Source organism: Capnocytophaga sp. oral taxon 864, from assembly GCF_002998835.1.
GTDB lineage: Bacteria > Bacteroidota > Bacteroidia > Flavobacteriales > Flavobacteriaceae > Capnocytophaga > Capnocytophaga ochracea.
Genome location: NZ_CP027232.1, coordinates 1,678,249 through 1,697,032 on the forward strand (window position 1 = coordinate 1,678,249; position 18,784 = coordinate 1,697,032).

Annotated in this window: 11 protein-coding genes; all 11 read left to right on the forward strand. The window is 43.3% G+C overall.

Annotated features, from left to right (window positions below; translation table 11 throughout):
- The 11 genes from C3V44_RS07415 to galA all read left to right on the forward strand — a co-directional run bounded on the left by C3V44_RS07415 (window position 1) and on the right by galA (window position 18,600).
- Window positions 1-618, forward strand: a complete 618-nt coding sequence (locus C3V44_RS07415; protein WP_009411026.1) for a hypothetical protein — start codon at window positions 1-3, stop codon at window positions 616-618.
- 50 nt (window positions 619-668) lie between these two features.
- Window positions 669-1,970, forward strand: a complete 1,302-nt coding sequence (gene rimO / locus C3V44_RS07420) for a 30S ribosomal protein S12 methylthiotransferase RimO (RefSeq protein ID WP_106096036.1) — start codon at window positions 669-671, stop codon at window positions 1,968-1,970.
- A gap of 43 nt (window positions 1,971-2,013) precedes the next feature.
- The gene (pth, locus tag C3V44_RS07425; RefSeq protein WP_016478424.1) at window positions 2,014-2,580 is read left to right on the forward strand and encodes an aminoacyl-tRNA hydrolase; all 567 of its coding nucleotides are present in this window, start codon (window positions 2,014-2,016) and stop codon (window positions 2,578-2,580) included.
- A gap of 18 nt (window positions 2,581-2,598) precedes the next feature.
- Window positions 2,599-3,057, forward strand: a complete 459-nt coding sequence (locus C3V44_RS07430; RefSeq protein ID WP_106096037.1) for a CopD family protein — start codon at window positions 2,599-2,601, stop codon at window positions 3,055-3,057.
- A 1,038-nt stretch (window positions 3,058-4,095) separates the two neighbouring features.
- A complete protein-coding gene (locus tag C3V44_RS07435) occupies window positions 4,096-7,380 on the forward strand; it encodes a TonB-dependent receptor (protein ID WP_016478422.1) in 3,285 nt (1,094 codons plus the stop codon).
- 12 nt (window positions 7,381-7,392) lie between these two features.
- Window positions 7,393-9,141: a RagB/SusD family nutrient uptake outer membrane protein gene (locus C3V44_RS07440; RefSeq protein ID WP_106096038.1), complete on the forward strand. Its 1,749-nt coding sequence runs from the start codon at window positions 7,393-7,395 to the stop codon at window positions 9,139-9,141.
- A gap of 24 nt (window positions 9,142-9,165) precedes the next feature.
- A complete protein-coding gene (locus C3V44_RS07445; RefSeq protein ID WP_106096039.1) occupies window positions 9,166-11,919 on the forward strand; it encodes a SusC/RagA family TonB-linked outer membrane protein in 2,754 nt (917 codons plus the stop codon).
- A gap of 4 nt (window positions 11,920-11,923) precedes the next feature.
- A complete protein-coding gene (locus tag C3V44_RS07450; protein ID WP_106096040.1) occupies window positions 11,924-13,624 on the forward strand; it encodes a RagB/SusD family nutrient uptake outer membrane protein in 1,701 nt (566 codons plus the stop codon).
- 141 nt (window positions 13,625-13,765) lie between these two features.
- Window positions 13,766-15,322, forward strand: coding sequence for a DUF1735 domain-containing protein (locus C3V44_RS07455; protein ID WP_106096041.1), 1,557 nt, complete (start codon window positions 13,766-13,768; stop codon window positions 15,320-15,322).
- A 32-nt stretch (window positions 15,323-15,354) separates the two neighbouring features.
- The gene (locus tag C3V44_RS07460) at window positions 15,355-16,143 is read left to right on the forward strand and encodes a glycoside hydrolase family 16 protein (RefSeq protein ID WP_009417047.1); all 789 of its coding nucleotides are present in this window, start codon (window positions 15,355-15,357) and stop codon (window positions 16,141-16,143) included.
- Entirely contained in the window at window positions 16,144-18,600 is a 2,457-nt protein-coding gene (gene galA / locus C3V44_RS07465; protein ID WP_106096042.1) for a beta-galactosidase GalA, read from the forward strand.
- Window positions 18,601-18,784: the final 184 nt, after the last annotated feature.

The following is an 18,784-nucleotide window of genomic DNA, read 5'->3' on the forward strand; positions in this document are numbered from 1 at the left end:
ATGAGAAAGTTCTTATTATTCATTTTAACTATAATTAATGGCATTGCTCTCGCTCAAGAGGGCAATGTTCTTTTTAGGACTACTGATAGTATCGTCGCCACTACCTCTCCTACGACAATTGTGAATGATATACCAGAATGTAAGCATCAAATAGGCATAGGGCTTTCCAAATTTGTAAATGCCGCCTTCCCCAGTGATAGCAATGCTTTCCTATTGGAATACCGCTACCTAAAAACACCTTCTTTTGCCTATCGTATTGGGGGAGATTATCGCGCAGAAACTGCTAAGGATAGCAGTTATGAACTTGCTTTGAAGATAGGTGTTGACAAACTCTTCAAAGACTATAAGAAATGGCAATTTTACTATGGAATTGATGTTTGGGGGCGTTATCTTTATTACAAAGACCGCCAACAACACTTTACTAATATTGCTCTTAATCCTTTTTTCGGGGTACTATTTCGCTTGAGCAAGAATTTTTCGGTAGCTACCGAGCCAGGTTTTTTTGTGAAATACAGCATTCGTCGCGATCGCCGAAGCTTCGACCCCGATGCTCAAACCGAGTGGTTTGAGAGTCGTTTAGCTAAAATAGGCTTTGTACAGCTGAATTTCCATTTTTAAGCGTGAACCACAAAATTATTCTTATCTTTGCACCCTGAAACTAACAACAAATGCGAACAAGAAGTATAAAGAAAAACACTATAAACGTCGTAACCCTTGGGTGTTCTAAAAATGTATATGACAGCGAAGTGCTGATGGGGCAACTCAAAGCGGGTGGCAAAGAGGTGGTGCACGAACAAAAGGGCAATATTGTGGTGATTAATACTTGTGGGTTTATCAACAATGCCAAAGAGGAGAGTATCAACACTATTTTGGACTATGTGCAACAGAAAGAGGCAGGATTGGTAGATAAGGTGTTTGTGATGGGGTGTCTCTCTGAACGCTATAAACCCGATTTGGAGAAAGAAATCCCTGATGTAGACCAATACTTCGGTACTAGTGAGCTCCCTGCCCTTTTGAAAGTACTCGGCGCCGACTATAAACACGAGCTCATAGGCGAGCGCCTCACTACTACCCCTAAGAACTACGCTTATCTGAAAATATCGGAAGGTTGCGATCGCCCTTGTAGCTTTTGTGCGATTCCGCTAATGCGCGGGGCGCACCTATCGACCCCTATTGAAGCTCTCGTAACCGAAGCGGAGAAGTTGGCTGCCAAAGGGGTGAAAGAACTTATACTCATCGCCCAAGATATTACCTACTACGGTCTCGACCTCTACAAGAAACGCGCCTTAGCCGACTTACTGCGTGCTCTTGTGAAAGTAGAAGGGATTGAATGGATACGTATCCACTACGCTTTCCCTACAGGCTTCCCGATGGACGTATTGGAGGTGATGAAGACTGAACCTAAAATCTGCAACTATTTAGACATTCCGCTTCAACATATTTCTGACTCTATCCTCGCAAGTATGAAGCGCGGTACTACCCAAGCGAAGACTACCAAACTGCTGAAAAAGTTTCGCGAAGCGATACCCGAAATGGCTATACGCACTACCCTTATTGTGGGGTACCCAGGAGAAACGGAAGAAGACTTCCAGAAGCTGAAAGACTTTGTAAAAGAAATGCGTTTCGACCGTTTGGGTTGTTTTACTTACAGTCACGAGGAAAACACTACCGCCTATGCGCTCGAAGACGATGTGCCGGAAGAAGTAAAGCTTGCACGAGCTAACGAGATTATGGAGATACAATCACAAATATCGTGGGAACTCAACCAAGAAAAGGTAGGCAAGACTTTCCGTTGCCTTATCGACCGCAAAGAGGGCAACTACTTTGTAGGTCGCACCGAATACGACTCGCCCGATGTAGACAACGAGGTGCTTATCGATGCTAAAAAACACTATGTAAAGATAGGTGATTTTACAGATGTAAAGATTATCGATGCTACCGATTACGATTTGTATGGAGAGCCGTGCTAATCAACAAATTGGCTAATTCGCAAATTATTATTACCTTTGCACTATGAAGAAATATTTAATCGCCTGCCTCGGCAATATAGGGGCTGAATATGCTAATACACGTCATAATATAGGATTCCTTGTAGCCGATACATTGGTGAAAGACCATAATGCTTCTTTTACTACTCAGAAGCTTGGTGACCTCGCCGAAATTAAAGTGAAAGGGCGTACCTTTATATTGTTGAAACCCTCCACGTATATGAACCTCAGTGGCAAAGCGGTACGCTACTGGATGGAAAAAGAGAACATTCCTTTGGAAAACCTCTTGGTCATTTGCGACGATTTGAATATCCCGTTTGGCACTATCCGAATCAAAGGCAAAGGTAGCGACGGGGGGCACAACGGACTTAAAGATATTCAGGCTCAACTGAACACCCAACAATACGCACGTTTGCGTTTTGGTATTAGCAGTAATTTTGAATCGGGCAAGCAAATAGACTATGTACTCGGCGAATGGACTCCCGAAGAGCAAACCCTCCTCCCCGAACGCTTAGAAAAATGTGCCGAAGCCGTCCTTTCTTTTGGCTTAGCAGGGCTTAATATTACAATGAATACGTTTAATAACAAGTAACCCCTGACCCTAATACCTATGTACACACGTCACCTCATTCTCATTCTGCACCTCATTGCTGCCACTATTTGGGTAGGCGGACACTTAGTATTGGCTATCGGCTATTTGCCAAAAGCTCTTAAACGCAAAGATTTTAGCTATATAGGCAATTTCGAGAAGACTTACGAGCCTATCGGAATGCCCTCTCTTGCCGTATTAGTTATCACAGGTATTTTGATGGCTTACGACTACAACGCTGGCTTCAGTTCTTGGTTTTCATTCGCTACTCCTATTGAGCGCGTGGTATCACTAAAACTCATTTGTTTGCTCACCTCTATTTGTTTTGCTATTTCGGCACAAACGCGTGTTTTGCCCAAACTGCGCAAAGGTCAGCTTAACAAGTTGCTTGAAATGGCGGTGCATATTATCTGTGTAACCCTCATAGGGGTAGTAATGGTAATACTCGGTAGCTTAGTAAGAATAGGTGGAATACAATAATATTAAAGAGCTAACTAATAAACTTCCATTAGCCCTCTTTTCTTTAAGATTTAAACGCGGATTGTTTCTCTTCAAACTTCCCGACTGGTTAAATTCTGCTTTTACCCCTCTTAACTTTCCATTTTCACTCACACCTAAGGTTTTTATCTGATTCCGATTATAAACCAATTGTCGAAGTCAGTTGTTATGGGTTACACCTGCTCTTTAAGTTGCATTTTTGTATCATAACAAAAAATCTCTCTTCTTTATACAGCTTCCTATAAGCTAAGCCCCCCACTTTACCTCTTATCTTTTACCTGAATTACCTCTTCCGAACCTCTCCAAATTTCTCCGTCTCCGTTTACTAATCTGTTAATTTTCTCATTTTCTAATTCTCTCATTTTTTAATTTGCTGATTTTTTCCCACCCTCAATTGGTTTTAGTAACATTCTAAATTCAATCAGTGTTCATTTAGTATTCAATTAATCTTCGGTTAGTCTCCATTGTAGACCCACTGTAGACCCACTGTAGACCCACTGTAGACCCACTGTAGACCCACTGTAGACCCACTGTAGAGCCACTCATCGTTCGCCTTACCTTTATCTTATCTTCGCGATACCTTCGAACAAACCTTGTCTTTCATCCTAATAACCGTCACTACTTTTTACTCACATACCCAGCTGTGCCCCCTTTCTGGCTTTATCTTTTACCTTTTCTACACCGTCAGGTCTACTTCTATTAAAAGACAATTTCGTATGTTCAACCTATTTTCCAAATAACACTTTTCCTTTCTTGCTAAATTTATTCTAAAACCTCTATTTGTTTATTTATTTTAAAATATGTAATATTGCACTTGTTAAAGAAAAAAGTATTTTGTTATAAACCTTTGATAAACACAATATAACAAATACCTAAACATTTCCTTTACTTTAATATTTCTTACAGTAGATAGAATTTGATAAATAAACGAAAAGAAATGATAACAACCCTTTAACTATAACACCCTACCTTTGCCCCAACGAAATAAGACATTTTCCATATAACTAAAATTCCAAAATTATGGATAGATTACATTCATACAAAACCAAACTACTGATGCTCGCTTGGCTGTTCGGGCTATGCGTAGGAGCACAATCCCTGTTTGCCCAAACAGTAAAAGGGAAAGTAGTTGATGAAGACAATATGCCTCTGATGGGTGCTACCGTATTGGAAGCAGGTACTAAAAACGGCGTAACCTCCGATTTCGACGGTAACTTCCAACTCAGCTTGAAGAACGGAAATGCTACCTTGGAAATATCCTTTATGGGATATAAGAGTACCAAAGTGCAGGTGCAAAACCGCAACAACATCACCGTAAAGCTCTTGCCCGAAACCACCGAACTGAAAGAAGTGGTGGTGGTAGGGTATGGTACCCAAAAGAAGGAAACTGTAACGGGTGCTATTTCTTCTGTGAAAGGTAACAAACTCGTAGAAAATGCAGTTGCCAACGTATCCAATGCGCTGGTTGGGCGTATGCCAGGTATTACTTCCACTCAGTCCAGTGGTGAGCCCGGTAGGAACGCTACTACCATTCGTATTCGCGGGGTGAGTACCTTCAATGCAAGTAGCCAAGAACCTTTGGTAGTAGTAGATGGTATCCAAAGCTCTATGAATGCCGTAAATGCGATGGACCCTTACGAAATTGAAAGTATTAACTTACTGAAAGACGCTTCGGCAACAGCTGTCTATGGTGTGAAAGGAGCTAACGGGGTGGTGGTAGTAACTACCAAAAGAGGTCGTTCTGGCGCTCCTAAGGTGAGTCTTACTTATAACTTTGGTATGAGTGAGTTGGCTACTCAGTTAGACCTGCTCAGTTCTTATGATTATGCTCGTTTCCGCAACGAAGCTATTCGTAATGACAACGACCCTAGTAACTTCGATAAGCTGTTCAGTGAAAGCGGTTTCCACAACGAGTTGTGGAAGTTCAAGAACAATCGCGACTATACGCCCCAAGAGGTAGAAGCGATGAACCTCACTCCTGAACAAAAACAAGCCCTACTGAATAGCCCCGCACTTTATTACACAAGTCATAACTATTTCAAAGAGGCTTTTGGCGGGGTATCTCCTCAAACGCAATTCAACTTAAACGTATCAGGAGGAAGTGAGAAAACACGTTACTTTACTTCTTTGGGTTATTTCTATCAAGGAGGTACTTTCAAAGAAACTAACTACCACAACGCCGATGTAAACTCTAAATACCAGCGTTACAACTTCCGCTCTAACTTCGATTTTGAACTTACCGACCGCACCAACCTCACGCTCGACCTTGCTGCTGTATCTTCAAAGGTAGGTGGTATTTTGGGTAGTGAGCAAGACGGCGATGTAAACAGCGAAACAGCACGCAAAAAGTCGATGTTAGTACACATTTTGGCGAATACACCTTTTGCAGGTCCTGGTATTGTAGACGGACGCTTAATCGATGGATATGTAGATGGTGTAAATCCTTTAGTAGGCAAAGGAGGTACAGGTTATTCGGTGTTGTCAAGCTTGCTCTGGCGACCTTATCTTACTACCTATCAAACCGACTTGAACCTAAACTTAAAACTGAAACACAAACTCGATTATATCACTCAGGGTCTTTCTATTTCAGGTACTTTTTCTTACAACGATTTGTATAGAAAAGGTGTGAAAAGAGAACGTTCTATCCCTTCGTATAGCGTAACTCGCAACCCTAAAAACCCTGCTGAACTACTCTTCTTTGGCGGCAGACTCAAACGCACTACTCTTACCGACCGCTTTAAATCAAGCAAGTGGCGTCGCCTCTATTTTGAATTAGCGACTAACTACGACCGCTCTTTCGGAAAACACAATATCACTGCCTTACTTTTGGCTAACGGACAAAAAACGTATGACCCTGGTTTTGAGTTCAACGTGCCTGCTGGTATTATGGGGCTCGCGGGTAGGGTTACTTACGACTACGACCGCCGTTACCTTATTGAAGGCAATATGGGTTATAATGGTACCGAAAACTTTGCCCCTGGCAAACGCTTCGGGTTCTTCCCTGCTTTCTCATTAGGTTGGGTGGTTACTAACGAAAAGTTCTTCCCTAAAAACAATATTCTCACCTATCTAAAACTGAGAGGTTCTTATGGCGAAGTAGGGAATGACCAAGTAGGCGGTCGCCGTTTTCTATACTTGCCTAGTACTTGGGGCTATGGCTATGAAGGTTACCGCAACGATGGCTATGGTGCAGGAGGTTACTATTTCGGTAGTAGTGATGGTACTACCAAAGACCCTTTCTATACCGGTGCTTGGGAAACTCGTGTAGGAAACCCCAATGTTACTTGGGAACGCGCCAAAAAAAGCAATGCAGGTATCGACCTGAATATGTTTAAAGATAGACTTACCATCAATGCCGATGTATTCCAAGAAAAACGCGACAACATCTTGTGGAACAGAGGTACAGTGCCTGGTATTGTAGGTTCTGACCTTCCTGCTAGCAATATAGGTAAGGTAACCAATAAAGGTTACGAACTACAAGTGCACTGGGGCGATAAGATAGGCGATTTCACTTATGGTATCGGGGGTAATGTATCGTATGCTAAAAACAAAATAGACTACCGCGACGAGCCTAACAATCCTCACCCTTGGATGAATGAAACGGGCTATTCTATCGGGCAGTATAGAGGTTATCTCACCAATGGTTTCTACAACACTTGGCAAGAAGTAATGCAACGCCCTTATTCGCGTTTTGATGGCAATAAAGTACAACCTGGTGACCTCCGTTATGTAGATGTGAATGGCGATGGTATCATCGACGAGAAAGACCGCGTACCTATTGGCTATGCAAACTTCCCTCGTTATACCTTTGGGGCAAACCTCAATGTAGGCTACAAAGGATTTGAAATATCAGTGCTCTTCACCGGTACGGCTCAAGGTTCTATGCCTTTAGATTTCTATACGCGCAACCCTTTCTATATGGGTACAGGGGCTGCTTTCCAACATCAGTACGACGGACGTTGGACTCCTGAGAAAGCCCAAAATGGCATTACCCCTACCTTCCCGCGTGCTTCTATGCGCACAGGTGATAACATCAACGGATTGTTTAGCGACTTCTGGTTGCTCTCTACCGACCATATCAAGCTGAAAAACGTAGAGGTAAGCTATCTCTTGCAAAAGAAAATGTGGTTAGAAAAAACGGGTATCTCATCGGTGAAGGTATCGGTGAGTGGTAACAACCTCTATACGTGGTCAAAAATGCACGATGGTTATGACCCCGAACAACAAGATTCTAATGGCGCTGCCTCTGGATATCTCTACCCTATGACCCGCACTTATAGCGTAGGGCTCAACGTTCAATTCTAAAAAATACAACCAATGAAAAAGCTCATTTATACCACCTTAATCCTCGTCTTTTTCTTACAAGTATTTTCTTGTAAGTTAGAAGACCACTTCCTCGAAAAAAGTTTAGGGAGCGATGTAAACGTTGATTCTATCTTTTCGAGCAAACAGAAATCTCTCTCGGCTATTGCTCAAGCCTACGCTATGAGCCTGCAATCGGGTATTACCTTGCGTTTCGACAACGGGCGCATTAGCGGACTGAAAGCGGGAACGCTCTCTCACCTATCGGGAGAAGTGAACGATGTGAAATTCAGTTGGGAAGATACCTATAAAATTCAACGTTCTGGAATGGTAGCCAGCGACTCCGATGGCAAAGCACTTAGCTCCGATGGTTTCGTGTTCAACTACCAATCTATCCGTCAGTGCTATTTGGTGATTGAGAATATCGATAAAGTCCCCGATCTTACTGAGGTACAAAAGAAAGGTATCAAAGCCGAAATGTATACCCTCATTGCCTACCGATATGAGGAGATGTTTAAACGTTACGGCGGGGTACCTATTATAGAAAGTATACTTTCAGTAGATTCCGACCTGAATATTCCTCGCGCTACTTTGCGCGCTACCTTAAACCACATTATTGCCCTTTGCAACAAAGCTATTAGCGACCTGCCCGATAGCTACAACGCTTCGGAAAAAGGACGTGTAACCAAAGGTATCCCAATGTGTATCAAATCCGAAGCATTGATGTACGCCGCGCGTCCGCTGTTCAATAGCAATACGCCTTATATGAGTTTGGGCGGCAATAACAACCTGATTTGTTTTGGCACACACGATGCTTCGTTGTGGCAACAAGCTATTGAGGCTAATGAGCAAGTGATACGCTGGGCAACTGCCAATGGTTATCAAATCATCAATACGGGCAACCCCTTAGCCGATTACGGTACAGCGGTAGCAACCCCTAACAACCGAGAAGTGCTCCTCGCCTTTAAATCACAACAGTATATAGAGGCTTATAACCCTCACAGCCAACCAGGAGGAGCAAATTCTATGAGTTACTTGCAACTTACCCAATACTACAAAACTGATGGAACTGACCAAACGTGGACGGGTGAAAATTGGGAAAGCTACGCTACTTATGTGAACAAGTGTAATGAGTTAGAAGCACGCTTTAAAGCCTCAGCAGCGATTGCAGGACAACAAGCGTGGAACAACCCTAACTCGCATTATTGGTCAAGTGAGAGTTTGGCAAATGCGTCTACTTGGGAAAAGAGAGCGGGCAGTGAAGGCGCAGGACGCCGTGTAAAATTCTTCTATATGGCTGATACCCGCGATTGGTTTGAATTCCCTTTGTACCGTTTGGCTGAGTTCTATTTGAATCTCGCCGAAGCCTATAACGAAGCAGGCAATCCTGCTCAGGCTTTGCAAAACCTAAACGTTATCCGCTCGCGTGCAGGGCTGCCCAATGTTACTGAAACAGGACAAGATGCTTTGCGCAAACTCGTACAAAGAGAGTGGGCGGTAGAGTTCTACGAAGAGAATCACCGTTACTTTGATGTAAAACACTGGAAACTCACCGATATTGCCAATGGTATCATTGGAGGGGAAAAGAAAGGAGTAGTTTTTGAGTACGCCCCAGGAAAATCGGAAGGGTGGAATGCGTGGGATTACGCTTCTTATGCTGTGAAACCTGTCTATACAGGGTATTGGGACAACAGTCAGTATTTAGAGCCTTTCCCTCAATCGGAAGTGAACAAAGGCTACTTGATACAAAACCCAGGGTACTAATAACCAATTAATAAAACAACTGAAATGAAATATAAACATAACATATTATTTTGTAGCCTTGTGGGCTGTATGCTTTGGGCAGGTGCTGTGCAGGCACAAAGCCCTCTGAACGTACCCGAAGAATTGTCTACGCTTTCTACCTCATCAGTAAAAGGAGAACAACTCTTAAAAATGCCCACAACTAACTTTACCAACAGTTTGTTTGGGTTGCTACCTGGGCTCACTGTATTGCAAGGCGGAGGAATGGACAATGCCAGCCTAAATATCCGCGGGTTGGGTTCTTACAACTACCCTTCGGTTACCTATTTTATCGATGGTTACCAAAGTGATTTTATACTGCTATCGCCTTCCGAAATCGAGTCGATTACGGTTTTGAAAGATGCGGCTGCCTTAGCGCCGTTTGGTATGAAAGGAGCGCACGGCATCGTGTGGATTACCACCAAACGTGGTACAGAAGGCAAGCCCGTGGTAGGGGTAGATTTCCAAACAGGCGTGCAAATGCCTACGGTACTGAGCAAACCGCTATCGGCTACCGAGTATGCCCAACTATACAACGAGGCTTACAGTAACGATGCAGGGGCTTGGACGAGCTTTTACAATATTCCTAACGATGTGAAATACAACACCGATTGGTACGACAAAGTGCTCAAAAAGTCGGCTTTGTTTGATAGGCAAGATGTGAGCATACGCGGAGGCTCGGCTACTACCAAGTATTTTGTGCTATTAGGGCACGCTGGCAACAGTGGTTTGTACGCCTCTAAGAACGACGATTCACATTCCAGCGGAAGGTTCGACCAATATCTCGTAAAGGCAAATTTAGACTTCAGTATGCTCAAAATATTTGAAGGAAATGTAAATATCAACGGACGTATAGAAGACCGTAAATCACCTAATTACAACGAGTATAAGCTCTGGCAAAACTTGGCGAGCTACCCTAATATCATTTATCCGGCACAAAACCCCAATGGGTCATTCCCTGGTACAGCCATCCACCCCGATAACCCTTACGCTTCTATCCGAGCCTTAGGTATCAAAACCCTACACGACCGCACTTTAGGGGCTAATTTCAACCTAAAAGAGAAATTAGACTTCATCACCCCTGGGTTGTACATACAACAAGGCGTATCGCTCAGTTCGTGGACACGAGGCACACGCATTGTAAGTAGAGATTACACTCGTATGTTCAATGGGGTAGCACAAACCACTCATCGCGATAGTAACTATAAAGTAAACGACGACTGGGGTACCAACCAATGGAACCGTTTGCAGTTTCTGTTAGGTGCAGGTTATTCCCGTGAGTTTGGACAAAACACTTTCCAAACAGCGGTAAACTACCTTCAATACGTTTATAATATAGACGACAATCTCAACGGAAAAGCGGGTTTGAACAACAACTACGCCTATCAGAACATCGGCGGACGTGTATTCTACGATTGGAACAAACGCGTATCGGCAGAATTTGGTTTTGCTTTCGGTGGCTCGGATAATTACAAAAAAGGCAATCGCTTTGGTTTTTATCACGCCCTTTCAGCAGCTTATCAGGTTTTCAATGAGCAACACCCTTCGGCGAATGCCAATATCAATCGGTTGAAATTGCGCGCTTCGGTAGGTAGTACTGGTAATGATGTGTACAACGAAGGTCGCTACTTATACGAACGCTATTACGGTTCTTACGGAGGAGGCGGTTTTGCCACAGGAAACGATGACCCGTCGTGGCATAGTGCCATCGGACTAAAATACGTGCCTAATGAGCGTATATTTGCCGAAAAAGCCTATAAGTACAACATAGGCGTGGAAGCTAAATTCTTCAACAAATGGGACGTGATGATAGATGCTTTCCTCAACAAACACGAAGGTATTATCACCCCTGATTACAGTATTTCGGATATCTTTGGGGCTACCCCTCCCTATAAAAATATAGGAAAGGTAACTAACCGAGGTTTTGAAGTGAGTACACTTTACAGCAATGCAGCAGGAAAACTCACTTATAGTATAGGCGCTAATGCTTCGTATGCTAAAAACAAAATAGACTATATGGCTGAATACAACGCTACTAGCGAGAGTTCAGCTCAAACAGGCAGACCTATCGGCACACGCTTTGGCTATGAAGCTACGGGCTTTTACGACATAAACGATTTTGACAGCAATGGCAATCTGCTACCTTCACTCCCTAAACCTTCGTTTGGAAACGTTGCCCCTGGTGATGTGAAATACCGCGACCTAAATGGTGACAACCGTATAGACCCTGCCGATAAAACCGAAATAGGCAAAAGCTACCTCCCTACACTCACTTATGCTGGTACAATCAACCTCGGTTATGAAGGATTTGACCTTGGAGTGCTCGTACAAGGAGTACAAGGCAGAGAGGTCAATTTATTAGACGATGCACGCCAAAAAACAGTTGCTTTCGAGAACAACGGCAATGTGTATGCTATCGCCAAAAACCGCTGGGCTTACTATCCTGCACAAGGCATCGATACCCGTAGCAGCGCACAGTACCCACGTTTGTCGTTATTGAGCAACAACAATAACACCCAGCCTTCCACCTTGTGGATAAAGAAAGCTAATTACCTAAGAGTACGCTACATAGAGTTAGGTTACAGCGTTCCTAAACGAATGCTCGACGAGATAGGCGTTAGCAAATTGCGCATTTACGTAAATGCTACCAATCCATTTACTTTCTCATCACTGCTTACCGATTACGACTTAGACCCCGAAGTGTTATCGGGTTACCCTGCCCTCAAATCGGTTACTATGGGGGTGTCTTTAAAGTTTTAAACAAATGAACTACCGAAAATATATCGCTATGTTAAAGAGTAATAAACCGAGCAGAACAATCTTTGCAGTGAGCTGCATTGCGCTGATGAGTACACTTATCGGGTGTAATGTGTTAGACACCAAAGAAGATATTTACGATACCGACGAGCAGATAAAAACCAATTACCAAGTGTTGTACGACTTTGGTTATGCTGCCTATACGCGTTTGCAAAACCGCTTTGATGCCATCGATGGCAATCTGTTTGCAGCAGTGAGCGACGAGGCTGAATATACGCTTTCGCCTTCAAACACTCAAGTTTTTAACGAAGGAAGCTGGAATAGCACCAACAACCCCGATAATACGTATGCTTACAACTACGAAGGCATACAAGCGGCTACTTATTTCTTGGAAACTTTCCCTAACTATGCTTCTTTCTTAAAGCAGAACCGCAACCTTATCACTCAAAACGACATTAACAACTACAATCGCGATGTAAAGAGCATAAGGGCTTTGCGCTTTGAAAACCGCGTGTTGCGAGCTTATTTCTATTTCGAACTACTGAAACGCTACGGAGGGGTGCCTCTTGTAAAAACAACGCTTTCCGCCGATAGTAACACGCATTTGCCTCGCAACACAGTGGACGAGGTTGTGAACTATATCGTGAGTGAAATCGATGCTTCCAAAGATAGCTTGATTACCAATTGGGGAAGAGATTTTGATATTGGCTTAGACGGGCGTATTACCAAAGGCGCTGCCTTAGCTCTCAAATCCAGAGTGTTGCTTTATGCGGCAAGTCCGTTGTACAACCCCACTAACGATATAAACAAGTGGAAAGCAGCTGCCAGTGCTGCCAATGAGCTCCTCAGCTTAAATCTCTACAGCCTTGACAATAGCTACCGCGATTTGTTCCTCGGCGACAGAAGTGCCAAAAGCTCAGAAACCATTTTTGCTATTCGCCAAAGTGCCACCAATGATTTGGAAAGGAAAAACTACCCTATTGGCACGGCAGGAGGCAACAGCGGCATCACACCTTCACATAATTTGGTGAGTGCTTATGAGTACAAAGGCACCCCCAACCCTAATGATATATACGCCAATCGCGACCCTCGACTCGGCTATACGATAGTAACCAACAACAGTCAGTGGAACGGACGTACAATGGAAATATACGCAGGTGGCGCCGACAACTACAACGCCAAAAACGCTTCACGCACAGGCTACTACCTCAAAAAGTTTTTGAACGATAATCTCGATTTAGTACAAGACGAGAAAAGACTCCGCTCTTGGATAGTGTTCCGCTTGGCTGAAATTTACCTCAACTATGCCGAGGCGATGAACGAAGCCTACGGACCCGATGCTAACAATGGTTATGCACTCACTGCCAAAGAGGCTATCAATTTGGTGAGAGGCAGAACGGGTGTGGAAATGCCTGCGATTACTACAGCATCAAAAGAAGAGTTCAGAGAGAAAGTAAAACACGAACGCCGTATAGAACTCGCCTTTGAAGAACACCGCTATTGGGATTTGCGCCGTTGGAAAGACGCTACTACCGTGCTCAATGAGCCGCTTACGGGAGTGCAAGCTACCAAAAACGGTAATCATTTTAGCTATCAAGTAAAAGAAGTAGAAAAGCGCACTTTTACCGAAAAGATGTATTACTACCCTATTCCTCATAGCGAAATCAATAAATCTAACGGAATTGTAAAACAAAACCCTGGTTGGTAGTGACGAATGACGAATGACGAGTGAAGAAATACGTCAAGTTGAAAAAAATAACTGAATAACAAACCTCATCGCTTTTGCGAATTCTCTCCCCCTTCCCTTGGGGGAGGGGGAGAAGGAGGGGGTGAGGACAAACTCTTATATATGAAAACAAAAAACATTACATTATTGCTACTCCTATTCGTAGCCTTCATCGCTTGTAAAAAAGACGATGTATTTGAAGACCCTGGTATAAACAATATCTATATGCCACAAGCCTCCTTGAACAACGGAGGTAATGAATACAATGTGCCTTTCGGCGGAAACTCCGAAAACTACACTTTCAACGAGACTACCAAGAAATTGAAAATAGTATTGGGCGTGAAAAATTCAGGTCTCTCTACCGAAGGTTTTTCTGTAAAAGTAAAAGTGGATGCACAAGCTACCAATGCTTATGTAGAAAAGTACAAAAACGATGAGAAAAAACCAGCTGTTGTACTACCCGAAGGTTCTTACACTCTGCCTGAAAGCGCTATCATCCCTTCTGGTAAGAATGAAGAGTCTTTCTACTTAGAAGTGGATGTGCAAAAGCTCCTTACCGACCACCCCGATTACTACAAGAATCGCATCGCTTTGGCAGTAAGCATTTATGGCAATGAGAGAATCCTCCAAAACAAAGCAACTACCATAGTAGTGATTGATGGGGCAAAATTCTTGCCTACACCTCCTGAGCCTCCTAAGCCTCCTGTGGAAAATATGCTCAAAAAAGACGCTTGGAAGATTCTAAAACAAAGTATAGACGGAAAAATTACAGCCGATGCTAAGATTAATATCGTAGATGGTAATATCCAATATTCATCTGGTAAAGTGGGTGGCAAGTTCAACCACGTGATTTACCAACCAGTAAACGTAGAAAAAGGACAGACTTACACTTACGATATGCACGTAGAAATCAAAGGAAAAGCGTGGGGTTGGATACAAGCGTATGTGAGTGAACACGAACCCGAAGAAGGCAAAGACTTCGGCGATGGCAAGGTATTCGAACTCCAAAACAACATCACCTCTCCTATGAGTGGTTCATTTGCAGAACTTTCAACTATCCAAGACCAAAAGACCTATACCGCTGGTAAAACCGGCACACTCTACTTTGTAATAAAGATAGGTAGCTGGGATAACAACTTTGAGGACTTAGCCCTCTCTGATATCGTATTCAAGAAAGATAATAGTCCTAAGCCTCCTAAACCTCCGGTAGAGACTAGCATCAAGAAAGACGCTTGGAAAATACTATTGCAAGGCATCAATGGAGGTCTTTCAGAAAAAGCTGATATCACCATTACCGACGGTAATATTCATTACACTTCGGGCACCGAAGGAAAGATGTTCAACCACGTAATTTATCAGCCTATTGAAGTAAGCGGAGGAGAAACCTATACTTACGATATGACACTCACCGCCAAAGGTAAAGCGTGGGGCTGGATACAAGTGTATATAAGTCAGTGGGAACCAGAAGAAGGCAAAGATTTCAACGACGGTAAGGTGTTTGACCTATCGGGAGAAATCAAAACACCTAAAAGCGGACTGATGTCGGAATTAGCTTCAGGGGAAAAGACTTACACAGCTACTAAAACCGGTAAACTATACTTTGTGATAAAGATAGGTAGCTGGGATAACAATTACGAAGACTTGACCTTTTCAGATATCTTTATTAAAAAAGCACCTTAAATGAATTTATTAAATAGATAATTAAAAAACATATGAAAAACGCAACAACCTTTAGTTTTATTACAATGTTATTGTGCGGGCTTACTGCCTGTAACAAATCGGGAGGAGACACTCCTATTGAAGACAACCCTATGCCTGAAACCCCTACTGAATGGGTGTTAGACTTCCAAGACAACTTCGATGGCAATGCCTTAAACACAGATAATTGGGCTGTGTATGACAATGAATACCTCGAAAAAGAAGGTAAACTCAAACCTGAGAATACGCGCCGTACCTATGCCATAGAAGTGAAAGACGGCTTCTTGAATTGCCTTATCGACAAAGATTATAAACGCGAAGGAATGTTTATAACAGGTGGAATAGCTCATAAAAAGAACTACAAATACGGTAAGTTTGAGTTCAGAATACGTATGGACGAAGACCCTCATAAATCTTCCAGCGGTTTAGGACTTACTTGGCCTGAAAGTGAAAAATGGCCTGACGATGGCGAAAACGACATCTATGAAACAAATCACGAGGACAACGCTTGGAATACCTATATCCATTATGCAGTATCTGGTAAAGACCAACAGTATCAACAGAGCTTCCGCAACTACAGCAAAACCGATTGGCATATTGTAGCAATGGAATGGGCTCCTGAGTACATAAAGATTTACATCGACGGTAAACTTGAATGGACTCTTAAAGACCCTATAGCAATGGCTAAAGCACCTCACCATTTATGCTTTCAAACTGAAAAAGACATTAACAAACCTTTTACCAAACAACTCAAACTACAAGTAGATTGGGTAAAGGTATACAAATATGTACCTAAAAAGTAAATGAGATATCCATACAAGTTTCTTCCCTTTCTCATCGGTATGCTCCTATGGCTTGCTCACCCCATCTATGGGCAAGCCATTAGGGAGCATATATTGTTAGATAACGGTTGGAAATTCAGCTTAGGGCACGCTACCGACCCTACTAAAGATTTGTATTACCGCGTGTATAACGACTTCTCTAAAACACTTTCCAAAGGCATTAACTTTTCGAGCATAGACTACGACGATAGCACGTGGCAAACCGTAGACCTTCCTCACGATTGGGCAGTAACTCTCCCTTTCAGTGAAAAAGGTGATTGGTCACACGGATATAAAGCCTTAGGCAGTACCTTCGCCGAGCATAGTATCGGTTGGTATAGAAAAACCTTTGAACTCAGCAAATCCGAAGCTGGCAAACACATCGAACTGCAATTCGACGGTATTTTTAGGGACAGTCGGTGTTGGGTAAATGGCATTTATGTAGGGCATCACCTCAGCGGGTATACAGGAATAAAGTACGATATTACCGATTTGGTGCATTTTGGCAAACCCAACGTGATTACCATAAGGGTAGACGCTACCCAAAACGAAGGTTGGTTTTACGAAGGCGCAGGTATCTATCGGCACGTGTGGCTGAACTCTTACAGCCCTGTTCACTCTTCCCCCGAAGAGGTTTTTATCTATACCAAAAGCATTGGCAAACAAGCCGAAATGTACGCCGAAGCCACTGTGCATAACCGAGAGACAAGCTCACAAACATTTCAGGTGGAATGGACTATTCTTAACCGTGAAAAGAAAGTAATAGCCACTCACAAATCTGCAAATACTACTTTTGCCTCTAACGAAAAAGTAACTGTAAAGAGTAACCTTAACATTCCTAATGCACAGCTTTGGGACACTGAGCACCCCTATCTGTACACCTTAACAACGAAAATCATTTCCAACGGAAAGACCACCGACCTTATTCACACCCGCTTTGGGGTACGCACATTTAGTTATCAACCCGACGGCTTTTACCTCAACGGCAAAAAAATAAAAATAAAAGGCGTGTGCGTACATCAAGACCACGCCGGAGTAGGTACTGCACTATTAGATGAGTTGCAGTATTATCGTATTGGGTTACTCAAAGCGATGGGTGCCAATGCTTACCGCACTGCCCATCACCCTCATAGCCCTGCCGTGCTACAAGCCTGCGACAGTTTGGGTTTATTAGTAATGGACGAAACCCGACTCTTAAACAGCGGGCGAGAATACCGTCAACAATTTGAAGACCTTATCAAGCGCGACCGCAATCACGCTAGCGTCTTTATGTGGTGTATCGGGAATGAAGAAGAAAAAATACAAAGCACCGAAACTGGTGAGCGCATCGCTCGTACGTTGGTGAGTTTACAAGAGCATTTAGACCCTTCACGCGTGAGCACTTATGGCGCCAACGTAGGTAATGAAAATGAAGGCGTGAGTGCTGCCATACCTGTACGAGGCTTCAATTACAACCTCTATGGTCTTACCGATTATGAGAAAGCGCACCCCAATCAACCTATCATCGGTACCGAAGTAGCCAGCACCGTGGGTACTCGAGGGGTGTATCTGCCGGAAATAGTGCTCGACAAAGCCGGGGGGTACAGTGGTCATTTTGTAGCCGATACCCTACGCGCCTATCTGCTCGACCAAGACAAAAGTTACCCCAGTTGGGCATCACAAGCACAGCAATGGTACAGCACGACTGCTAACGACCCTCGTTTTATGGGAGGTTTCGTATGGACGGGCTTCGACTATCGCGGAGAGCCTACCCCCTTTGCGTGGCCTAATATTAGTTCGCATTTTGGGGTAATGGACGTGTGTGGTTTCCCTAAGAACGTGTATTACTACTACAAAGCCCATTGGAGCGAATCGCCTGTATTGCACATAGCCCCTCATTGGAATCTGAACCTACCCCAAAACACTGTGGTAAAAGTGTGGGTATATAGCAATACCGAAGAAGTGGAACTTTTCTTGAACGGAAAGACGCTCGGCAAACAAAAAACACCTGCTTTTGGACACTTATATTGGGAAGTACCCTACGAAAAAGGTACGCTGAAAGCGGTAGGCACTAAGAATGGGAAGCGGATTACCTCCGAAATAACTACTACCGAAAAACCTTTTGCGATTGTGCTTTCTCCTCATAAAACACAACTGAAAGCCGGTAAGCAAGATGCCGTAGTAGTGAACGTGAGTGTAGTAGATAAAAAAGGACGTGAAGTACCCAATGCCGATGCCCTTATACAGTTTCAGCTTATAGGAGATGCTCGCATTATAGGAGTAGGAAACGGCGACCCCAGTTCGCACGAGAAAGATACTTTTGCCGAAGGAGAGCGTGTAGAGCGCAAACTCTTTAATGGCAAATGCCAAGTGATTATCCGCTCAGGTGAAAAAGGCGGAAAGGTACAACTACGCGCTACAAGTAACGGACTGAAAGAGGCAATGGTGAGAATGAATTAAGGTAAAAGGTAAAGCCAGAGAGGGTTCAGAGCTGGGTATGTCAGTAAAAAATAAGTTAAGGCTTGAACGAAAAATAAATAAAGGGAAAAACTGACTTAGAGTGAAAAGAGAGAGAGCATATTGCTGTATTGACAAATATTTTATAACTTTGTGGTGTGAATTAGCAGATTAGGAAATGAGAGAA